This is a genomic window from Pseudomonas hunanensis, from assembly GCF_013393325.1.
Lineage (GTDB): Bacteria > Pseudomonadota > Gammaproteobacteria > Pseudomonadales > Pseudomonadaceae > Aquipseudomonas > Aquipseudomonas putida_P.
This window is the reverse complement of record NZ_QJRC01000095.1, coordinates 177,835-197,426: the sequence shown is the minus strand read 5'-3', so window position 1 is coordinate 197,426 and position 19,592 is coordinate 177,835. Positions and strand designations below refer to the sequence as shown.

14 protein-coding genes and 2 pseudogenes are annotated in these 19,592 nt (G+C 59.3%); 12 read left to right on the top strand and 4 right to left on the bottom strand.

Annotation, left to right across the window (positions count from 1 at the left end; all coding sequences use genetic code 11):
- Nucleotides 1-9: 9 nt before the first annotated feature.
- The 3 genes from tssC to DM807_RS17560 all read right to left on the bottom strand — a co-directional run bounded on the left by tssC (nt 10) and on the right by DM807_RS17560 (nt 2,880).
- The gene (gene tssC, locus DM807_RS17570) at nt 10-1,512 is read right to left on the bottom strand and encodes a type VI secretion system contractile sheath large subunit (RefSeq protein ID WP_012272398.1); all 1,503 of its coding nucleotides are present in this window, start codon (nt 1,510-1,512) and stop codon (nt 10-12) included.
- Between the two features lie 14 nt (nt 1,513-1,526).
- The gene (tssB, locus tag DM807_RS17565; protein WP_012272397.1) at nt 1,527-2,066 is read right to left on the bottom strand and encodes a type VI secretion system contractile sheath small subunit; all 540 of its coding nucleotides are present in this window, start codon (nt 2,064-2,066) and stop codon (nt 1,527-1,529) included.
- 64 nt (nt 2,067-2,130) lie between these two features.
- Entirely contained in the window at nt 2,131-2,880 is a 750-nt protein-coding gene (locus DM807_RS17560) for a hypothetical protein (protein ID WP_179027616.1), read from the bottom strand.
- 907 nt (nt 2,881-3,787) lie between these two features.
- Between DM807_RS17560 and tre1 the strand changes: the two genes are divergently transcribed.
- From tre1 to DM807_RS17500, 12 genes and pseudogenes are all read left to right on the top strand, one after another.
- A complete protein-coding gene (gene tre1, locus DM807_RS17555) occupies nt 3,788-5,275 on the top strand; it encodes an NAD(+)--protein-arginine ADP-ribosyltransferase Tre1 (RefSeq protein WP_060514566.1) in 1,488 nt (495 codons plus the stop codon).
- Complete coding sequence (tri1, locus tag DM807_RS17550; RefSeq protein ID WP_012272394.1) at nt 5,272-6,387, top strand: ADP-ribosylarginine hydrolase Tri1; 1,116 nt, start codon at nt 5,272-5,274, stop codon at nt 6,385-6,387. The genes tre1 and tri1 overlap by 4 nt, the downstream gene beginning before the upstream one ends.
- A gap of 192 nt (nt 6,388-6,579) precedes the next feature.
- Nucleotides 6,580-8,421 (top strand): type VI secretion system Vgr family protein, encoded by a 1,842-nt coding sequence (locus tag DM807_RS17545; RefSeq protein ID WP_179027615.1) that lies wholly within the window; start codon nt 6,580-6,582, stop codon nt 8,419-8,421.
- 21 nt (nt 8,422-8,442) lie between these two features.
- Nucleotides 8,443-9,036 carry a DcrB-related protein gene (locus tag DM807_RS17540; RefSeq protein WP_060493879.1) on the top strand — a complete coding sequence of 198 codons (594 nt, stop codon included), beginning with the start codon at nt 8,443-8,445 and terminating at the stop codon, nt 9,034-9,036.
- A complete protein-coding gene (locus DM807_RS17535; protein WP_082421418.1) occupies nt 9,033-10,253 on the top strand; it encodes a PAAR domain-containing protein in 1,221 nt (406 codons plus the stop codon). Before DM807_RS17540 ends, DM807_RS17535 begins: the two co-directional genes overlap by 4 nt.
- An 11-nt stretch (nt 10,254-10,264) precedes the next feature.
- Nucleotides 10,265-10,984 carry a hypothetical protein gene (locus DM807_RS17530; RefSeq protein WP_179027614.1) on the top strand — a complete coding sequence of 240 codons (720 nt, stop codon included), beginning with the start codon at nt 10,265-10,267 and terminating at the stop codon, nt 10,982-10,984.
- 174 nt (nt 10,985-11,158) lie between these two features.
- A pseudogene (locus tag DM807_RS17525) lies at nt 11,159-12,278 on the top strand (type IV secretion protein Rhs); the annotation flags it as partial.
- A 663-nt stretch (nt 12,279-12,941) separates the two neighbouring features.
- Nucleotides 12,942-13,535, top strand: a pseudogene (locus DM807_RS17520) (hypothetical protein); the annotation flags it as partial.
- 197 nt (nt 13,536-13,732) lie between these two features.
- On the top strand, nt 13,733-14,908 hold the full coding sequence (locus DM807_RS17515; RefSeq protein ID WP_012272389.1) for a M20 aminoacylase family protein: 1,176 nt from the start codon (nt 13,733-13,735) through the stop codon (nt 14,906-14,908).
- Nucleotides 14,909-14,991: 83 nt separating this feature from the next.
- Complete coding sequence (locus DM807_RS17510) at nt 14,992-16,302, top strand: citrate-proton symporter (protein WP_179027613.1); 1,311 nt, start codon at nt 14,992-14,994, stop codon at nt 16,300-16,302.
- Nucleotides 16,299-17,756, top strand: coding sequence for an amidase (locus DM807_RS17505; protein ID WP_179027612.1), 1,458 nt, complete (start codon nt 16,299-16,301; stop codon nt 17,754-17,756). Before DM807_RS17510 ends, DM807_RS17505 begins: the two co-directional genes overlap by 4 nt.
- A gap of 65 nt (nt 17,757-17,821) precedes the next feature.
- On the top strand, nt 17,822-18,595 hold the full coding sequence (locus tag DM807_RS17500; RefSeq protein ID WP_012272386.1) for an IclR family transcriptional regulator: 774 nt from the start codon (nt 17,822-17,824) through the stop codon (nt 18,593-18,595).
- Between the two features lie 26 nt (nt 18,596-18,621).
- Here the strand turns inward: DM807_RS17500 and DM807_RS17495 are convergent, their stop codons facing one another.
- The gene (locus tag DM807_RS17495; RefSeq protein ID WP_179027611.1) at nt 18,622-19,494 is read right to left on the bottom strand and encodes a helix-turn-helix domain-containing protein; all 873 of its coding nucleotides are present in this window, start codon (nt 19,492-19,494) and stop codon (nt 18,622-18,624) included.
- Nucleotides 19,495-19,592: the final 98 nt, after the last annotated feature.

The window sequence follows — 19,592 nt, the reverse complement described above, 5'->3', positions numbered from 1 at the left end:
AGCGGGCTGTCAGCCGCGCGCGCCTTGTGGCAGCTCGGCGACCAGCCGCAGCGAGGCGGTCAGTTCGTCCAGTTGGTAGTGCGGGCGCAGGTACGTGACGGCCTTGTACACGCCTGGCTTGCCTGGCACCTCGAACACCTCGGCGCGGGCCTCACGCAGCGGGAACTTGGCCTTGGCTTCCTGGCTGGCGGTATCGTCGAGCAGCACATAGCTGGCCAGCCACTGGTTGAGGAAGCGCTCCACGTCCATGCGCGAGGCGAAACTGCCGATCTTGTCGCGCATGATCGCCTTCATGTAGTGGGCGATACGCGAGGTGGCGAAGATGTATTGCAGTTGGGCCGACAGGCGTGCGTTGGCATTGGCGATGTCGGTGTTGTACTGCTTTTGCTTCTGCGCCGACTGGGTGCCGAAGAATGCGGCATAATCGGTGCCCTTGCAGTGCACCAGGGGGATGAAGCCCAGGTCCGACAGCTCTTTTTCGCGGCGGTCGGTAATGGCGATTTCGGTCGGGCACTTGAGGGCGATTTCGCCATCGTCGGTGTTGAAGGTGTGGGTCGGCAGGCCTTCGACCAGGCCGCCCCCTTCCACGCCGCGGATGGCTACGCACCAGCCGTAGCGGGCGAAGGCATCGGTGACGCGGGTGCCAAGGGCATAGGCGGCGTTCATCCACAGGTATTTGTTGTGGTCACGGCCGTCGACGCTTTCGACGAAGTTGAATTCCTCCACCGGCGTGGTATCGGGGCCATACGGCAGGCGGCCAAGCACATGGGGCAGGGTGAGGCCGACGTAGCGAGAGTCTTCCGATGCGCGGAACGATTTCCACTTGGCGTATTCGACGGTGTCGAAGATCTTCGCCAGGTCTCGCGGGCCGGACATCTCGGTGAACGAGTCCCAGCCGAACAGTTCAGGGGAGGCGGCGGAGATGAACGGCGCGTGCGCCGCTGCGGCCACGTGCGAGATCTCTTCCAGCAGGTACATGTCTTCGGGGTTGCGGTTGAATTCGTAGTCGCCGATCAGCATGCCGAACGGCGCGCCACCGAAAGTGCCGTACTCTTCTTCGTAGACTTTCTTGAACAGTGCGCTCTGGTCGAATTCGCTGGCAGCCTTCAGATCACGTACCAGGTCTTTCTTGGAGGCATTGAGCAGGTGAATTTTCAGCGTGGTGCTGGTTTCGGTCTGGTCTACCTGGTACTTCAGGCCACGCCAGGAGGCTTCCAGCTGCTGGAACTCGCGAGCGTGCATGATTTCGTTCATCTGCTCGGAGAGCATCGCGTCGATTTCGGCGATACGCGAGTCGAGCACGGCGATCAGGTCCTTGCTCGGGGTCATCTCGCCTTCGAGCACCTGGTTCACCAGTTCGCCGATCAGGTCGCGGGTGCGGTTGCGTTCGGTGTCGGAACGGGCCACGCGGCTTTGCGAAATGATGCTGTCCAGCAGCGAGGGCTGTGGGGCGAAGTTTTCCACTTCGACCAGTTCGCCAGCCTGTTGCGGTGCGGTTTGCTTGTCGGTCATGTTAAGGCTCCTGCTCAGGCGCGATCGCTGCTGGATGGGTCTTTCACTTCGGCTTCACGGCCGAATTCCTTGCCCAGGGTCTTGAGCTTTTCGGTGTTTTGCAGCACGTCCATCAGCAGCTCTTCGAGCTTGTCGTTGCCGCCCATCTTGTTGCGCAGGTCGGCCAGCTTGTTGCGCACTTCCAGCAGCTTGCGCAGTGGTTCCACCTGCTTGACCACGTTCTGTGGCTCGAAGTCTTCGAGGCTGTTGAAGTTCAGCTCCACGCCCAGCTGGGTGCCGTTCTTGGCCAGGGTGTTGTCGACGCGGTAGGTCAGGCGTGGCTTGATGCCCTTGAGCACACCGTTGAAATTGTCGCGGTCGATGAAGACGAACTTGCGGTCCTTGAGCTTGGGCAGCGGCTCCAGCGGGTTGCCGGAAAAGTCGCCCAGTACGCCGACGACGAAGGGCAGCTCCTTTTTCTCGATGGCATCGCCGATGTCCACGTCGTAGGTGATATGGACCCGAGGCGCGCGGACGCGGTCGAGTTTGTGCTGAGTGCTTTCCTTCTTCGCCATCGTGTTCTCCAGTGCGAGCAGTTCGCTGCGAATCATTGCGCGGCCCGGTAAGGGGCGTTGCGGGTTACAGGCCTTCGATCGTCAGCAGCAGGCGCTGACGGATGTCGTCGTTCATTTCCAGAATGTTGTCGCGGCCCACCAGCTCTTCGAAGCTGGTGTTGCCGGCAATTTGCGTGCTGCTACGGATGACCGAATCGTCGGGAAGTTCCGAACGCACCGGCGAGCTGATGACGCAGAACGGCAAGTCACCAAAGCCCTTGAGGCGCTCGAAGCTCAGGCTGTAGCGCAGGCCTTCGAACAGCCGGCCAAGGCCTGGCGACTTGCTCAGGCAGTAGAACAGCACCAGGTAGTGCACCACGAAGCGGTACAGCTCGGCGCTGCTGCGGTTGGGGTCTTTGATGACGTTGCGAAACCGCGCCAGTTCGAAGGTGTGGAAGCCCACCACCCAGCGTGTCGGGCTGGTGATGCGGATGACCTGGCCGCTCTGTGCGAGGGCCTTGTCGTACTCCAGCGGGAACAGTTCGGGGGTGGTGCTGATCAGGTTCAGCGGCACTTCCAATTCGCTGACCAATTGGAATGGCGCGGCCGAGCCGATGCGATCGTAGAGTTCGATCAGGGACTGGAAATGGCCCTGGGTTTCGCGCCCGCTGCTGCGTTGGGCGCCTTGCAGGTATTCGCCAAACAGGGTTTGCGGACGGATCAGCGGCGCCACGGTGGCAAGGTAATCCGCCGCCTGCGCCTTCAGCGCATCGGAGATCGCCCGCGTCTGGCTACGCAGCTTGATCAGTACTTCGACATCGAATGTCTGGGTCATCGGTGCATCGTCCATGTGCCTGCTTGATCGTCCTGAAACGCCAATGGCGCGGACCTGAAATAGAGCCTTCGGCGGCGGTAAATTTGAGTGCTGGCACATGAATATTGTGTTGCCAGCAATGCCGAGTAGGGCACCTCACTGCGGAAGAAGTTCCGGCGAAGGGGGCGATTTATTACTCGTATTGTGACGCGGCGCAATAATGGCGCTGTGATATTGGCGATGGGGCCGGGGCGCGGGGAACGGCGGCTCAAGCCCTAAATTTGGGGGGCGAGTAGGGCCGGAGATCGATGAAAATTATCGGCAAAAATATCTTTCAAAAAGTGAATCAGGTCCCATTTTTTGCGGCGACCGAGTGCTTGGCGGGGTGATGACAAGGCAAGGTGGAATGATGGCAGTGCGACGGAATATGGCGTGGCTAGAGGCACCTGTGAAGGGATGCTATCGCCCGTCAACCTGTTGAACTAGAGGCGAGAGGCGTTCATAGCTGTCGAGGTTGTGCGGCGACATTCAATCGGGGCGTTGGATCTTCACGCCGGGACCGGACTGAATGGCCACGTAATACGCGTTCTCCAACCCAACGGACACAATCCGACTTACTTAATCGCGGACGCGTCTACTGCTCCAACAACCCGTAATACGCCATTTGGTAAAGGCATTTTGACGTTAGCTCCATGGCCCTATAGCGCAAGGCCATCATTTGACAGCCTCTGTCAAGCACGTTTTCATTGGGCGATTTCCAGCTTGATGCAGGATGCATTGACATGATTACGGACGCCCTCGAATCGGTGCTCACGCGGCAGACTTCGCGTAGCAGGCATACGCTATCAGTTGGCTCAGTTGTGTTTCCTTCAGGCTCGCCAAGGTGTGTGTCAATTACGCCATTCTTCAACGGACTGTGATCTAGAAAATGGACCTTTTAGCTAACGTCCCTAGCTGGAGTGACATCGAGCGCAGCCTCGATCAGAAATTCAGCGCGGTGAACCAGAGCATCCACCAGGGGCTGCAGAGCGCCAATGACAGCTGGCACGGTTTCTCTCGGCGCGTTAGTGATGGCGCCGGCCAAGCCTATGGCTACCTGGGTGGCCATCGCATCGACAATGTGCAACAGGCACTGGCGATGTCGTATCCGATCTTCCAGGAAGACCTCAAGCGCAAATGGGCTTCGATCGGTATCGAACAGATTTTGCCGGTGCTGCTGCAACTGGTGAAGGAAGTGTCGATGATCCTCGGTGGGAGTATTGCCGTGGGCTCTGCTGCAGGCGGTGCGATCGGTGCTTTGGCCTTTGGCGTCGGCGCGGCGCCCGGCGCCGTGGCAGGGGCGGGCATCGGTCTGGAGGTCGGTAACCTGATCCTTCTTGCGTTGGGCCTGTCGGCGATCGCCGAATACTTCATCAAAGGGCTGCCGGTTTGCCTGGCCACTCTTCAGGAGGGTATCGCTACGGCCTGGAATGCCGAAGAAGGCGTCAAGCCTGCCGGGCTGGACCCTACTGGAGGGTCGGTGGCCGTTATCCAGGAGCGAACCGAACGCGCCGCGCGGCAGCTGGCCCGCGGGCAGGAACAGCTGGTGTTGTTGTTACTGATGGCCATCGTCACCTACCTGCTGCGCGGACAGATGAAGGCAGGCATCATGGGCAGCATGGAGAACATTGCCACGCGCAGTGCCAAGCTGCAGGCCGACATTGCCAACAAGCAGTTTGGTGCCTGGCTCGCCAAGAACGAAGCCAAGCTGCTGGCTCACCCAGACCTGCAGATCAAGGGCCCCACCCCCCTCAAGAAACCTGAGCCGCTGCAGCCTTCTCGTCAGCCGGAAAAAGCCTCGGCACCGAAGCCTGTAGCAAAACCGGCAGTCATGTCTTTGCAAGAGGCCGTGGGTAGTCAGACTGCAGACCGCTGGATATCCACGGGCAGGCGCATCGCCGACTTCACCGACCCTAAGCGTTCAGCCTTGCTCACGGACGATCAGATCGGCGCGCTGCATGGCTACACCACCAACGAAGGCTATCAGTGGATCAACCCGGCGCTGCGCGGGCAGACCCCGCTTAGCCCGCAGATGGAGGCCTTCGTCACGCATGCCAACGAAGGCCTCGCAAAGCTACCGTCCTACACGTTGGGGGATACCTTCCGCGGTACTACGTTGCCGGAGGATGTCATGTCGAGGATGCAAGTCGGTCTGCCAACCAGTGATGCAGCGTTCCTGAGTACTTCTGCAGACCGTGCCCTGGCATTCAACGGTAATGTGAAGATGACCTTGCAGGGCGTGACTGGCAAAGATATCAGCTTTCTGTCTGGCCACAGGGAAGCTGAGGTATTGTTTGGGCCAGGCACGCGCTTCAATGTTGTCGACAGGGTCGACAATGGCTCCGTCACTCAATTTATTCTCAAAGAAATCCCATGATCGATCTAAGAAGCCCAAACGCATTGCTGTCCGACTACGTCGAGCGCTACGCGCACCTGTCGCCGGAGCCCTCCCGGCAGCTGCAGCAGAGGATGGACTACAACGTGCGGGCAGACGCCCCAGCAGAGCCGGCGAGCAAGCCGCGCTGGTTGCAGTCCAGGGCCTGTACCTTGACGCCAGAACAGGCACTGGACCGCGCCAAAGGCGCGTTGCTGGGCCTGGCCATTGGCGATGCGGTAGGCACCACGCTCGAGTTCCTGCCGCGCGACCGGGAGCATGTGAACGACATGGTCGGTGGCGGGCCATTCAGGCTTGCTGCCGGCGAGTGGACCGATGACACTAGCATGGCGCTTTGCTTGGCGGATACGTATGTAAGCCAGGGCAAGTTCGACTACGCCACCTACGCAAATGCCTTGGTGCGCTGGTATCGACACGGGGAAAACAGTGTCAATGGCCGTTGTTTCGACATCGGCAACGCTACACGTAACGCGCTTGAAGGCTGGTTGCGCGAAGGCATCGGTTGGCAAGGCAACTACGACCCGTCCACTGCAGGTAATGGCTCGATCATACGCCTCGCGCCCACGGCCATCTTTCGTCGACATTCACTGTCTGCGAGTTGGTGGGAAAGCGTCACGCAGAGCAGCGTGACCCATAACGCCGATGAAGCGGTGAACTGTTGCCAGTTGCTCGCCGCACAACTGCATCTGGCACTGAACGGTGCAGACAAGGAAGAAACCCTTGCACCTGCGGTGCGCTCGCTGCGTCCGCGCCCGATGATCATCAATGCTGGCGAGTACAAACAGAAGAGCCGCGATCAGATCCGCTCTTCTGGTTATGTGGTCGACACGCTGGAGGCAGCCCTGTGGGCTGTATGGAACAGCAACAACTTCCATGACGCGATTCTTCTGGCCGCCAACCTTGCCGATGATGCTGACAGCGTCGCGGCCACAGCCGGCCAGCTGGCTGGCGCGCTGTACGGTGTGTCAGGCATGCCACCGGAGTGGGTGGAGAAGGTCGCCTGGTCGCAGCATATCCAGAAGCTGGCACAGGAACTGTTCGACCGCGCACCGCAGGTGGATGAACTGGATGCACTGTTGTACGGGAAGCGATAACGGCAGGCTCAGGAAATTGCCCTGACGTGCAAAAGCGTGACAGCTGTCGCGTTTCTGTCAACGCGCCGCGGCACTTTTTCGGGTGCTGTCGGTCGCATGAAATCGCGGTGCGCCTGCCTGGCATCCCGCATGAACAAAGTTGTAGCTAAGCATCGCAAGCGCGTGCTGGCCCTGTTTTCAAGGAGATTTCGCATGATCATGGAACTGGCCTCCGCGCTGCTATCGCCGCAGAACCGCCGGCTGTTCAAGTTTCACAACCTGGCCAACCCTGAGCAGGAACTGTTGCTGGAAACCTTCAAGGGCGTCGAGGGCCTTTCGCGGGCGTTCAACTACGAACTGCTGCTGATCTGCGAAGACTCTGGCGTGCCGCTTAAATCCATGATGGGCCAGCACGTGAGCATCGAGATCGAGTTGGCCGAAGGTGCTCCACGCCACATCACCGGTTACCTTACGCGCTTTGCCAGCATTGGCAGCGATGGCGGCATGGCCCGTTACACCGCCACCCTCAACCCCTGGTTTTCGATGCTGAAGAACCGCTTCGACACGCGGATCTTCCAAGGCAACACGGTCGAGGAAGTGGTCACCGAAGTATTCGCCCTGTGTCCGGCTTTCTCCCGCCACGAGTTCCGCCTGACCCGCCCGCAGAAGCGCTACACCTACATCACCCAGTACCGCGAAACCGATTTCAATTTCGTCCAGCGCCTGCTGGAGGAAGAGGGGATGTTCTATTACTTTGAGCACACCGCAGAAGGCCACACCATGATCATCTGCGATGACTCCAGCACGCTGGTGGACATCCCCGAGCAACCGCAAATCCGTTTCCACAGTGCCTCGGTCACCGAGACCGCTGACTCCATCACCCAGTGGAGCGGCAACCGCCAGCTGCAGTCCGGCAAGATGGCCACGCAGACCTTCGATTACCGCCAGCCCAACAACCGCCTGCCGGTGGCGCTGAACAGCGTGAACAAGCAGGGCGATGTCGAGAACTTCGAGATCTACGACTTCCCCGGTCAGTACACCCACGGCACCTACGATGAAGGCGAAACCCTGCTGCGCCTACGTATCGAAGCGCTGGAGCTGCGCGGCAAAAAGTTCGAAGGCGCCAGTAATTGCCGTGCCATGAAGCCCGGCTATACCTTCGAACTGCTGCAGCACTACAGCCACGATCAAGGCGCCGTAGAGGACCGACAGTTCCTGCTGATGAGCGTGGAAAGCGAAGGCCACAACAACTACCTCAGCGGCCAACAGGCGAGCTATTTCAACACGTTCAGTTGCGTGCGCAAGAAGATCCCGTTCCGCCCGCAACTGAGCACTCCCCGGCCGACCATCGCCGGCCCGCAGACGGCCATCATCGTTGGCCCACCCGGCGAAGAGATATTCACCGACGAACTGGGCCGGGTGAAAATCCAGTTTCACTGGGACCGTAAAGGCCAGCACAACGACCACAGTTCGTGCTGGGTACGCGTCGCCCAGTCCGGCGCCAGTGGCGGCTTCGGCAGCATCCAGATCCCGCGTGTGGGCGATGAAGTGGTGGTGGTGTTCCTCGACGGCAACCCGGACCGCCCGTTGATCATGGGCAGCCTGTACAACAGCAGCAACACCCCGCCGTGGGCACTGCCGGCGAACAAGACCCAGAGTGGGTTCCTGACGCGCTCTACCAAAGGCAAAGGGTCGAATGCCAACTTCTTCCGCTTCGAAGACAAGGCCGGCGCCGAGCAAATCATCATGCATGCTGAGCGCAACCTGGATACCGAGGTTGAGGCAGATGAGAGTCTCAAGGTGGGTGGCAATCGAACGATCAATGTCGAAGGTAAGCATTCCGAGACGATCAAGCTGGAAACCAGCATTGCGGTGGAAGAGGGGTCGTACTTTGTGACCGTGGATCAAGGGGCGGTGAAAATTAAGGCGGCAACGTCTATTACGCTTGAGGTCGGAAACAGCAAGCTGGAGATGAATTCGGATGGCACGATTACCCTGTCAGGTATCACTGTGGACGTTGCAGGCAGCACGATAATTAATCTGAACAAGTCTTGATTAGCGACAAGGAAAGGTCCCATGCGCGGTAATATCTACGACCGATTAGCTGAGCGACGCGAGCGCGAAGAGCGCGTTGAACGTGAGCGTCTGGAAGAGGGCGCTCTCAATGTAGAACCTCCTCCGCCGGAGCGCTTTCTTACAAATGAATTGAGCTTCGTTCGTCCAGAGAACTTAAAAGACAAGACTTTTCATGTTTTTACATTGACGGATATAGGGCCAAGCCCGTTCTCGCTCGTTGTTGGGCGTTCGCCTGCGGAGCAGGATGCAGACTTGGAGACGCTTGCACAACAACTGCTGGGTGAATTGAAAAAGACGTTGTCCCATGTTCAGTGGATCGAGCCGGTTACCCCGGTAGAGGTGGCTGGGTTGGAGGCGCGGCGTGTAGAGTTTCGCTGGCGGCAACAAGGCCAACCGGTTCATCAAGTACAGCTGATTTTTCTGCATCACGATGAGCACAAGCGCCCTTTGCTCATGCAGATTACCGGTACGAGTAACAATGCCAAAGGCATGACAGAAGATGAGCGTAGTGCTTTCAATACTTTAGTTGATAGTCTTCAATTGCGCATTCCGCCTACGAGAGAGGGGGATGTTCAACAGGTCGAGTCGGCATGACTGCGGCTGCCGCGAGATTAGACGATCCAATCGAGCACTCTAGCGCCTTAGGCGGACTACTTGCTGGTTTGGCGATTGGTGCAGGTGCAGTGCTCATCGGTATTGCCGTGGTTGGTACCGGCGGGCTTGGGGCGGTAGCCCTCGCTGCGATGGTGGGCGCGGGAGCCGCTACTGGCGCTGGAATTGGTCAACTGATTGGTAGCTTATCGTTCGCCTGTAGTGAAACGGGACAAATACGATCAGGGTCGGGCAACGTTTATATAAATGGGAAACCTGCTGCGAGGGCGCATCTGGATGATGCCGAGTGCTCTGATCATCCCGGGATCCCTAAGATATTAGCTCAGGGCAGCGATTCGGTATATATAAATGGTCAGCCTGCGGCTCGAGTAGGTGACAGAACAGTTTGCGACGCGAAAATAAGTGCGGGCTCTCCCAATGTATATATAGGTGGGGGCACCGAGACGACGGATGCCATTGACCCGGAGGTCCCTGTCTGGTTGGAGCGTGCAGTCATGGGGGTGGGACTGGCAAGTGCATTTGTGCTGGCAAGTCCTGTTTTGGTGGTCGCAGGGTTGGTGGGTGGTATAGCGGGTGGCATGGCAGGGCATTGGGCCGGCGGCGAGCTGTTTGGAGAGGGCTCCGACGGCCAGAAGTTGATGGCGTTTGGTGGTGCTCTGCTTGGAGGGGGGATCGGCGCCAAGGGCGGGAAGGCGTTTGATGCTCGCTATGAAATTAAAGTCCAAGGCTTTGGCTCAAACTTAGGAAATGTAAAAATTGTTCCTAGATCTAAGCCAGATGTTGAAGCTCCACCCATGTCCAGGCCTGTGCGTGGGCCAGATGGTAGATTTATAAAGTCAACAGATGGCGCCAGGCTTAATAGGAAGACAGAATACCCCAGTGGCTATCGAGCAGGTGTAAAAGAAGAAGTTTTAGATGCTAATACAATCCAAAGTGGAAAACATGCTGGAAAAGTAATGACTGCGGATGGTGATAAGGTATACAGGAACGACCCGAGGTTGACCATAGAGCATAACAAACCTGTTGTTGAGCATTGGAATGAAGTCGGCTATAATTCAACTCGAGCTGAGAGAAATGACTTCTATAATGATACCGGCAATATGAGCCTGAAGTTACGCTCCGCTAACAGTTCCGAGGGTGCCAAGATGGGGGCTAGCGGGGTTAGATATAGACAAGACGTTGGTCCAAACTACGAGTGAGGCATATTGCTATGATATCACGAAATGATCTACTTGAAGAATACGATTCCGTTAGAGATCTTGTTGGTGGCGTTTGCTTTTTTCAGGATGAAATGCGGGATTATACATACAATTATTGGTTAAAATCATCCGATGATCTAGATTTGATTGTTGTTTCTCAAGACGAGATAAAAGATTCGCTAGCGCTCAATGTTTTAAATTCTATTCCGCCAGAGGTAAGTCGAGTATCTCCCTCAATATTTGAGTTGTGCTCATCTGAAAGAGGCTTCACTCATGTAATCGTTGTTCCTAGCAATTTCCATGGTTACCTGAAAGGTAATGATGGGGTGGTTAGAGATGATCTTTTTTTATGCTTGCCAATCTTTAGGTGCGAATTTTCCGGGCGCGAGACTGTTGAAGAGTTCAAAGAGTTGCGTCTGCATTACGTGCCAACATTAAATTGGCAGAGGCAGCCTTGCCCTAAACTTCGGGTTTATTTTGATAATCCCAAAACCGGTGGTGGTACCGATGAGGCCGGGGCATTCCTCAAGTGGCTAGATTTATTGAGGGAAATTGACGCTCTTAACGGAGTTTCTAGTGGTTTTATTGAAGTGACTAATTGGTCCGATGAAATCATTGAGATTATCTCTCCCGGCGAAGGTGAGTATGTCTTGATTAGAGATAGAAAGGATGAGCAGCCATTGCCAATTAAAGGTCTGCTTGATGAAGTTAAAATTTTCGCTTTCGCTTGATCAGTGTTGATGTTCGATTTGGCCGAATTCTGGGGTGGGTATTCCCACTCTAGTTGACTCGTTTGCTTTAAGTTCGATGCGACCTCTACTGGGGCAATTACCAAGGTCTCACCCAGCGTTGTCATCAACAGCCGAAAACTCGCCAATGCCTTGGGCCTGATCGCACTGGTCTAAGAAGACAACGCCACCTACAGCTTTGCCTACGACGTGTCGGACCGGCTGAGCGAAGAGGTGCGGGTGGATAACCTGACCCGGCGTTTCAGCTACAACGTTGGCGGCCACCTCACGCGGCTGGATGAGATTGGCTATGGCGAAAACGCTGAAGGTCCAGAGCGTCACACGCTGTTCGAGCGCGATGCTATCGGCCGCTTGATCAGCAAGCTCAATCGCGACACCCAGCAGCAGTTCACCTATGACGATGGCGACCGTTTATTGAGCATCGAGCGCAAGCCCAGCACTGTCGGCAAGCAGCTTGGGGTGACTGAGGAAAAGCTTGAATATGCCTACGATCTGCTGGGCAGGCTGACCCAAGAGATTACGCCCGACGGCACGCTCGGCTATGCGTACGACCCACTCAGCAACCTGACCACGCTGACCCTGCCAGATGGCCGTCAGGTCAACCACCTGTATTACGGCAGCGGGCATCTGCACCAGTTGAACCTGGACGGCCAGGTGATCAGCGACATGGAGCGTGACGACCTGCATCGCGAGGTGTACCGCACCCAGGGCAAGCTCACCAGTTGCTTTGGTTATGACACCATGGGGCGCAAGGCCTGGCAGTTTGCCTCGACGCTACCCGCTGACAAGCTTTCCCAGGTACATAACACCGGCATCAATACGTCGCTGCTGGTGGAGCACGCGTATAACCCGATCCACCGGCGTTACCAGTACGACCCAGCAGGAGAACTGGTGCGCACGCTCGACAAACTGCATGGCGAGATCAAGTACGAGTACGAAGCCAACGGCCAGTTGCGCAGCCGCGATACCGGTTCACTGATCGGCAGTGAAGAGTTTCGTTATGACGCGGCGGCGAACCGCCTGGACTTCTGCGCGGCAGTTTGACAAGGTCAAGGACAACCGGATCAGGCAGTGGCGCGATCAGGAGTACCGCTACGACCCGTGGGGCAACCTGATCGAGAAGCGCTCGGGGCACAGCAAGTTGCAGCATTTCAGCTATGACTGCGAAAACCGGCTGGTGCGAGCGGAGACGCTGGTCAATGGCAAACTGTTAAGGAGGGTGGGAATGAATTGGTCTGAGTCTTTAAAGCAGCGTATTGTGACTGAGTTAAATGGCTATGATGTGTATTTCGCATCTTGTGACGTGCCCCTTGAAGTAAAATTTCCCAAGCAGTGGCTTGGCTTTGGTTTTTTAGATGATGAAAAAAAACATATCCCGGCGGAGTGGGTCGATTTTTCTGAAAAGTTACCATGGGTAAGCGCGTGGCTTGATAAGTGCGTGCTAGGCACTGTTTTGGCCGTAAGTGATAAGCCGTATCTTATGTATGTTTACGTCGATGGTGGTGATTTGTGCTTCTATATGGGGGGCGCTCCAGTAGGTATTGAAAGTTCGAGTTTAGATGACTGTCCTGACCTGCCTGCGGATTTTAAGCAGTTTTACTCAAAGCTGCATAATGGCTTTGGTTTTTACATCGGTTGTACCATGGGTCCATCGAGACTGGAGGATTTCGTTCAAATAAAGGACCTGTGTGACGAAGAGTATCCAGCGCTTCCCGATATGTTAGGCGTATTTTCTAGCGGGGCTGGTGATTACTTGGCTATAGGTGAGGGGGCATTTAAGGGTGAGGCGTTTATTTGGTGGCATGAAAAGCCAGATACTCCTACGAAAGGAATCGATGTTTGGGATGTAATGGATTCGTGGATGTCAATATTTTTGGAGAATTCAGAGTCAAACGAGAACTTTCGGGCGTAATTTTTAGTTATTTTGCGAAAATATTTAGTGCGAGCCATGAACCACACCTACTCAAGGTGGAACCCAAGGTTAAGCGCTACCGGCGGCCTCCGTGCGCACCTGCATTATGACAACCCGCAGGGGCGCCTGACCGACATCAAACGGCTGGTCAACAATGAGGCGGTCGAGACACTCGCGCAGTATCTCTACTACGAACACGGCCAGCTGACCGCCGTGATAAATCATAACGGCGACCCGTTGGGGTGCAAGACTGCCTATGACTATCACCACCTGACCACGCTGGTGACCAAGGTCAGTTATCTGGATAGCAGCACCTGGCAGGCACGCTACGACGACAAGGGCAACCTGCTCGCCGAAATCGATGCACTGGGCCAGATCACCGAGTACCTGAACAGCGACGACGGCCTGCCACACACCATCATCGATGCGACCGACAAGTCCAAGCACCTGTGGTGGAACACCCTGGCCCAGGTGGAGCGTTAGCAGGACGAGTACGACAAGGCCGTCCGCCTGACCGCACTGGTCAACGAGAACAACGCCACCTACAGCTTTGCCTACGACGTGTCGGACCGGCTGAGCGAAGAGGTGCGGGTGGACAACCTGCCCCGGTGTTTCAGCTACTAAGCCCCGGAAATTTGACCACTCCATTGCTCACACCACTTCCCGCCTCCGCGACTGGTTCCGCTGGGTGGAACCACATTCGTTTGTTATCCCTCGTCACTCGCGCTTATCTGTCAGCCAAGCACGACCTGCCTCACCCGTCGTGACCTCAAGGCGAACAACAAGAACGGGAAACCACCCGCGCGAGGAGACTCTACATGTCCCGACATCAGCACATTCTGGCCTGGCTGAACGATGTGGCCAGCGACCTGCACGCGATCCGTCACGATATCCATGCCCACCCGGAACTGGGGTTCGAAGAAAGCCGCACTTCGGCGCTGGTCGCCCGGCTGCTCCTGGAATGGGGCTATGAAGTACACACCGGCATCGGCAAGACCGGAGTGGTCGGCGTGCTGCGCAATGGCAGCAGCCCACGCCGCCTGGGCCTGCGCGCCGACATGGACGCGTTGCCCATCCACGAAGCAACGGGCGCGGCCTACAGCAGCCAGCATCAAGGCTGCATGCACGCCTGTGGCCATGACGGGCACACCACCATGCTGCTGGGCGCGGCGCGCTACCTGGCGGCGACCCGGCAGTTCGACGGCACGCTGACGCTGATCTTCCAGCCGGCCGAAGAGGGCCAGGGTGGCGCCGAGGCAATGCTGGCCGACGGCCTGCTGGAACGCTTCCCCTGCGATGCACTGTTCGGCATGCACAACATGCCTGGGCTGCCGGCCGGGCACCTTGGCTTTCGCGAGGGGCCGATGATGGCCTCGCAAGACCTGCTCACGGTGACCCTCGACGGGGTGGGCGGCCATGGCTCGATGCCGCACCTGACCGTCGACCCGCTGGTGGCAGCGGCCAGTGTGGTGATGGCGCTGCAAACCGTGGTGGCGCGCAATATCGATGCGCAGGAGGCGGCGGTGGTCACCGTCGGTGCGTTGCAGGCTGGCGAAGCGGCCAACGTGATCCCGCAACAGGCGCTACTGCGCCTGAGCCTGCGCGCGCTGAACGCCGAAGTACGGGCGCAGACCCTGGAACGGGTGCGGGCGATCATCGTCAGCCAGGCCGAAAGCTTTGGCTGCCGCGCCAGCATCGAACACCGCCCGGCTTACCCGGTGCTGGTCAACCATGCAGCGGAAAATGCCTTCGCCACGCAGGTAGGGGTAGAGCTGCTCGGTGCCGAGGCGGTGGATGGCAACACCCGCAAGCTGATGGGCAGCGAAGACTTCGCCTGGATGCTGCAGCGCTGCCCGGGCGCCTACCTGTTCATTGGCAATGGGGTATCGCGGCCGATGGTGCACAACCCGGCCTATGACTTCAACGACGACATTCTGCTGACCGGCGCCGCCTACTGGGGCGCGCTGGCAGAGCGCTGGCTCGCGCCCGCCTGATCGGCCTTTTTTGACGACTGCCGCTGGAACCTGGGCGCGACCGCGCCTGGGCGATCACCCAATCATTGTGTGGAGTGTTCCCTATGCAGACTTCGAGCACCGGCGTGTCGCGTACCCGGCAAGTGGTCGCCGCCGTTATCGGCAATGCCCTGGAATGGTATGACTTTATCGTGTACGGCTTTTTGGCCAGCATCATTGCCCGGCAGTTTTTCCCGTCCGACGATGAATACGCTTCGCTGCTGATGGCCTTGGCCACCTTCGGCGTCGGCTTTTTCATGCGCCCGGTGGGTGGCGTGTTGTTGGGCATGTATTCCGATCGCAAGGGCCGCAAGGCGGCCATGCAGATGATCATCCGCCTGATGACCGTGTCGATCGCGATGATCGCCTTTGCCCCCGACTACCTGGCCATCGGCATGGCGGCGCCGCTGTTGATCGTGGTCGCGCGCATGCTGCAGGGCTTTGCCACGGGTGGCGAGTATGCCAGCGCTACGGCGTTTCTGGTGGAAAGCGCGCCGGCCCACCGCAAGGGGCTATATGGCTCGTGGCAATTGGTAGGGCAGTGCCTGGCGGTGTTCTCCGGCGCGGCCATGGTGGCCCTGGTTACTCACCTGTGCACGCCTGAAGCGCTGGACAGCTGGGGCTGGCGTATTCCCTTCGTGCTGGGCCTGCTGATCGGCCCGGTGGGGCTGTGGATTCGCAAGCATATGGAAGAGCCCGAGGAGTTCGTCGAGGCGCGCCGCCAGGCCAAGGGGCAGTCGCCCAGCCTGTGGCAGGTACTGCGTGAACATCGGCGTAGCCTGCTGGTGTCGATGGGCCTGGCCTGTGGCGCGACGGTGTCGTTCTACGTGGTGCTGGTGAACATGCCGACCTTTGCCCACAAGAACCTTGGGCTGCCGCTGGACCAGGTGCTGCTGGTACAGATGCTCGCGGTCGGGCTGATGACCGTGGTGATTCCGTTGTCTGGCGCGCTGTCTGACCGGCTGGGGCGGCGCCCGGTGCTGATGGCCTTCACCCTGGCGTTCTTCGTGATGGTCTACCCGCTGTATGTGTGGGTGGCCGCCGCGCCCTCCGTGGAGCGGCTGCTGGTCATGCAACTGCTGCTGTGCACCGCCATTGGCGGCTTCTTTGGCCCGGCACCTACCGCCTTGGCCGAGCAGTTCCCGGTCGAGGTGCGTTCCACTGGCGTGTCGGTGGCCTATAACGTAGCGGTAATGGTGTTCGGCGGCTTTGCCCCGTTGATCGTGACCTGGCTGAGCAAAGTGCTGGGAACCCCGGTGGCGCCATCGTTCTACGTGCTGTTCGCCTGCCTGCTGACGCTGTTGGCTACCTGCTGCCTGAAAGAAGCACCCCGAGCGGGCCAGCCTGCCACTTTCAACCTTGGAGTAAAACCGTGAAGCCGCTAGCCATCGACCCCATCGTTGCCCTCGATGCAGAGGCATTGTCCCAGGCCATTCATGGCGGCCAGCTGTCGTGCCGGGAGGTGATGCAGGCTTACCTTGCGCATATCGAACGCTTCAACCCGCAGGTCAATGCGCTGGTATCGCTGCGCCCGGCCGAGGTGCTGCTGGCCGAGGCCGACGAGCGCGACCGCGAACGTGCCCGTGGCCACTCGCGCGGCTGGATGCATGGCATGCCGCAGGCGATCAAGGACCTGGCCGCCACCGCCGGGCTGCGCACCACCCTGGGTTCGCCGCTGTTCGCCGAGCAGGTGCCCGAGCAGGATGCGATCAGCGTGGCGCGGGTGCGGGCTAGCGGGGCGCTGATCGTGGGCAAGAGCAACGTGCCTGAGTTCGGCCTCGGCTCGCAAACCTACAACAGCCTGTTTGGCACCACTACCAATGCCTACGACTCAGGGCGGGTGGCCGGTGGCAGCAGCGGCGGGGCGGCTGCGGCACTGGCCATGCGCTTGCTGCCGGTGGCCGACGGCAGCGACATGATGGGCTCGCTGCGCAACCCGGCGGCGTTCAACAACGTGTTCGGCCTGCGCCCGTCACAAGGCCGGGTGCCGCATGGGCCGGCGCCGGAGTTGTTCGTGCAGCAGCTGGCCACCGAGGGGCCGATGGGCCGCAGTGTGGTCGATGTGGCGCGGTTGTTGTCGATACAGGCTGGCGTCGACGCGCGGGTGCCGCTGTCGTTAAGCGAAGGCCGGCGCGATTTCACCGACGCCTTGCAGCGCGACTTCCGAGGTGTGCGGGTCGGCTGGCTGGGCGACTACAACGGTTACCTGCCGATGGATGACGGGGTGATGAGCCTGTGCGAGTCGGCGCTGGCCGACTTTGCCGAACTGGGCTGCCAGGTCGAGGCCTGCCAGCCGGCATTCGACCTGGCACGCTTGTGGCAATGCTGGCTGAGCCATCGCCACTTCCTGGTGCACGGCAACCTCGGCGCGGCCTATGCCGACCCAGCCAAGCGCGCACTGCTCAAGCCCGAAGCCCAGTGGGAGGTGGAAGGTGGCTTGCAGATGAGTGCGGCGGCGCTGTACCAGGCCTCGTTGGACCGCAGCGATTGGTACCGCGCCTTGGCCAAGCTGTTCGAACGTTACGATTTCCTGCTGTTGCCCTCGGCCCAGGTGTTCCCTTTCGATGCACGCCAGCCATGGCCGACGGCGGTCGGCGGGCGGGCGATGGACACCTATCACCGTTGGATGGAGGTGGTGATCGGGCCAACCCTGGCCGGCTTGCCGAGCATCAGCGTGCCGGTCGGGTTCAATGCTGGCGGCCTGCCCATGGGCCTGCAAATCATAGGCCCGGCCCAGGCGGACCATGCCGTGTTGCAGCTGGCGTATGCCCATGAGCAGCTCACCCGCTGGGTGGAGCGTTGCCCGCCACAATGCCTGCAGGGTTCATGACAGCACTGGGCAGGCGCGGTTCTTGCTGGCTATCCTGACCATCCCGCTACAAGGAGGTCATACCCATGGGCATCACGGCAGACAGCGGCGGCGTGCGTTCGGTGGAGCGGGCGCTGGCCATTGTCGACCTGCTGGGCGAACACCAGGCACTGGGCCTGGAAGAACTGCATTACCTGACGGCGCTGCCCAAGGCCACGGTGTCGCGCATGCTTGCCACCCTGCAGGAGCAAGGCTGGGTGTACCGTGGCCTGAGCGACAGGCGCTACCGGCTGTGCGCGCGGCGCCTGTTCGGTGACCGCCAGTTGCGCTTCAAGCGGCGCCTGGTGGAAAGCGCCGCGCCCATGCTGCTGGAGCTGAGTGAACGCACTGGGCTGGTAGCGGACCTGTCGTGCTTCGACGGCCAGCGGCTGGAAGTGATGGAAAGCGCCATTCCCCAGGTGTTGCGCAAGCGTTACCCGCACACCTGCCAGATCGTCGGGCACCATGCCAGCCTGTTCCATTCGGCGATGGGGCGGGCCTGCCTGGGTGAGCTGGCGGAGGACGAAGTGCAGCGCCTGGCGGCCCATGCGCGGCTGGGTGACGACACGTTGCTGCGCGATATCGAAGAAGAAGCCCACAAGGGCTTTGGTCAGCGGACCGAGGGGCACTGGGAGTACCCGGTGCGCCTGCCGTTCCTGATCCGTGCCATTGCTTTGCCGGTGCATGCCGAAGGGCGCCTGGCTGGAAGCATTGCCTTGCACTGGCCGCTGGACCAGGCGCCGGTGGAGCGGGTGTTGAATTTACACTTGAGCAGCCTGGCGACCACCGTCGGCGAGGTGCAGCGGGCCTTGGCTGTTTGATCGTTCCTGCGCCGGCCCTGCAGGTGTCAATGGGCTTCACGGAAAGCACTCGGGCTCACCCCAGCCTGCTTGCGAAAGAACCGGCTGAAATACCCCACATCGGCAAACCCCAGTTCGTGGGCGATCTCTTTCACACTCAGGCTCGAATGCCCAAGCATGCGCTTGGCCTCCAGCACCTGGCGGGCATTGATCACGTTCATGGGGGTCATGCCCAGGTGCTCCTGGCATAACCGCCCCAACGTCGCCAGGGTCATGCCCAGTTCGGCGGCGTAGTCTGCCAGTGGCCTGTGCGCGCGGTAGTGCATGTCCACCAGCTCGCGAAAAGCGGTCAACTGCTGGCTGCGCCTGGACACCGGGCGCTGCTCTCCCTGGGGCAAGTGCGGCTCATGGCGCAGCACCTGGATCATCAGCGTCAGCAATAGCGCCATGCTGCTGGCCACATGCTCGCGGGCGCGGTTGTGGTATTCCTCGCGCAGGGCCCGGCACAGTGGCAGCAACGGGTCTTCATCAGCGGCCCATTTCGGCAGGGCGACCACCTGCGGTTTGCGAAGTTGCACCAGCAGGTTGGGCGCCAGCACCTGGGCGATGCTCTCCAGCGGGTGTTGCGCGGCAGTGATCACCTGGCCCTCGACCTGGCCGGCCCAATGAAAGCCATGCACCACTTGCGCCGGCACATACACCACGCAAGGCGCATGAACCTGCAACCGGTCACTGTCGAACAGCACTTCACCGCCACCGCTTTGCAGGTACAGCAGCTGCAGCAAGCCTTCGTGACGGTGTGCGGCGATTTCCCAGTTGTGCGCGCCAGAGCGCTGGGAAATCTGCTCCACGTGCAGGGCTTCGTGCCACACCGGCTGTGCGGTTTCACCGTACAGGGCGTAATTGGGGATTTTGTTCATGTTGTTGTAATTGTTCTGTTCGGTACCTGATCACTGTGCCACAGCTGTACGCAGGCTTCAGGGCACAAAGGAAAAAATGACGGGAATGTGGGGCTGGT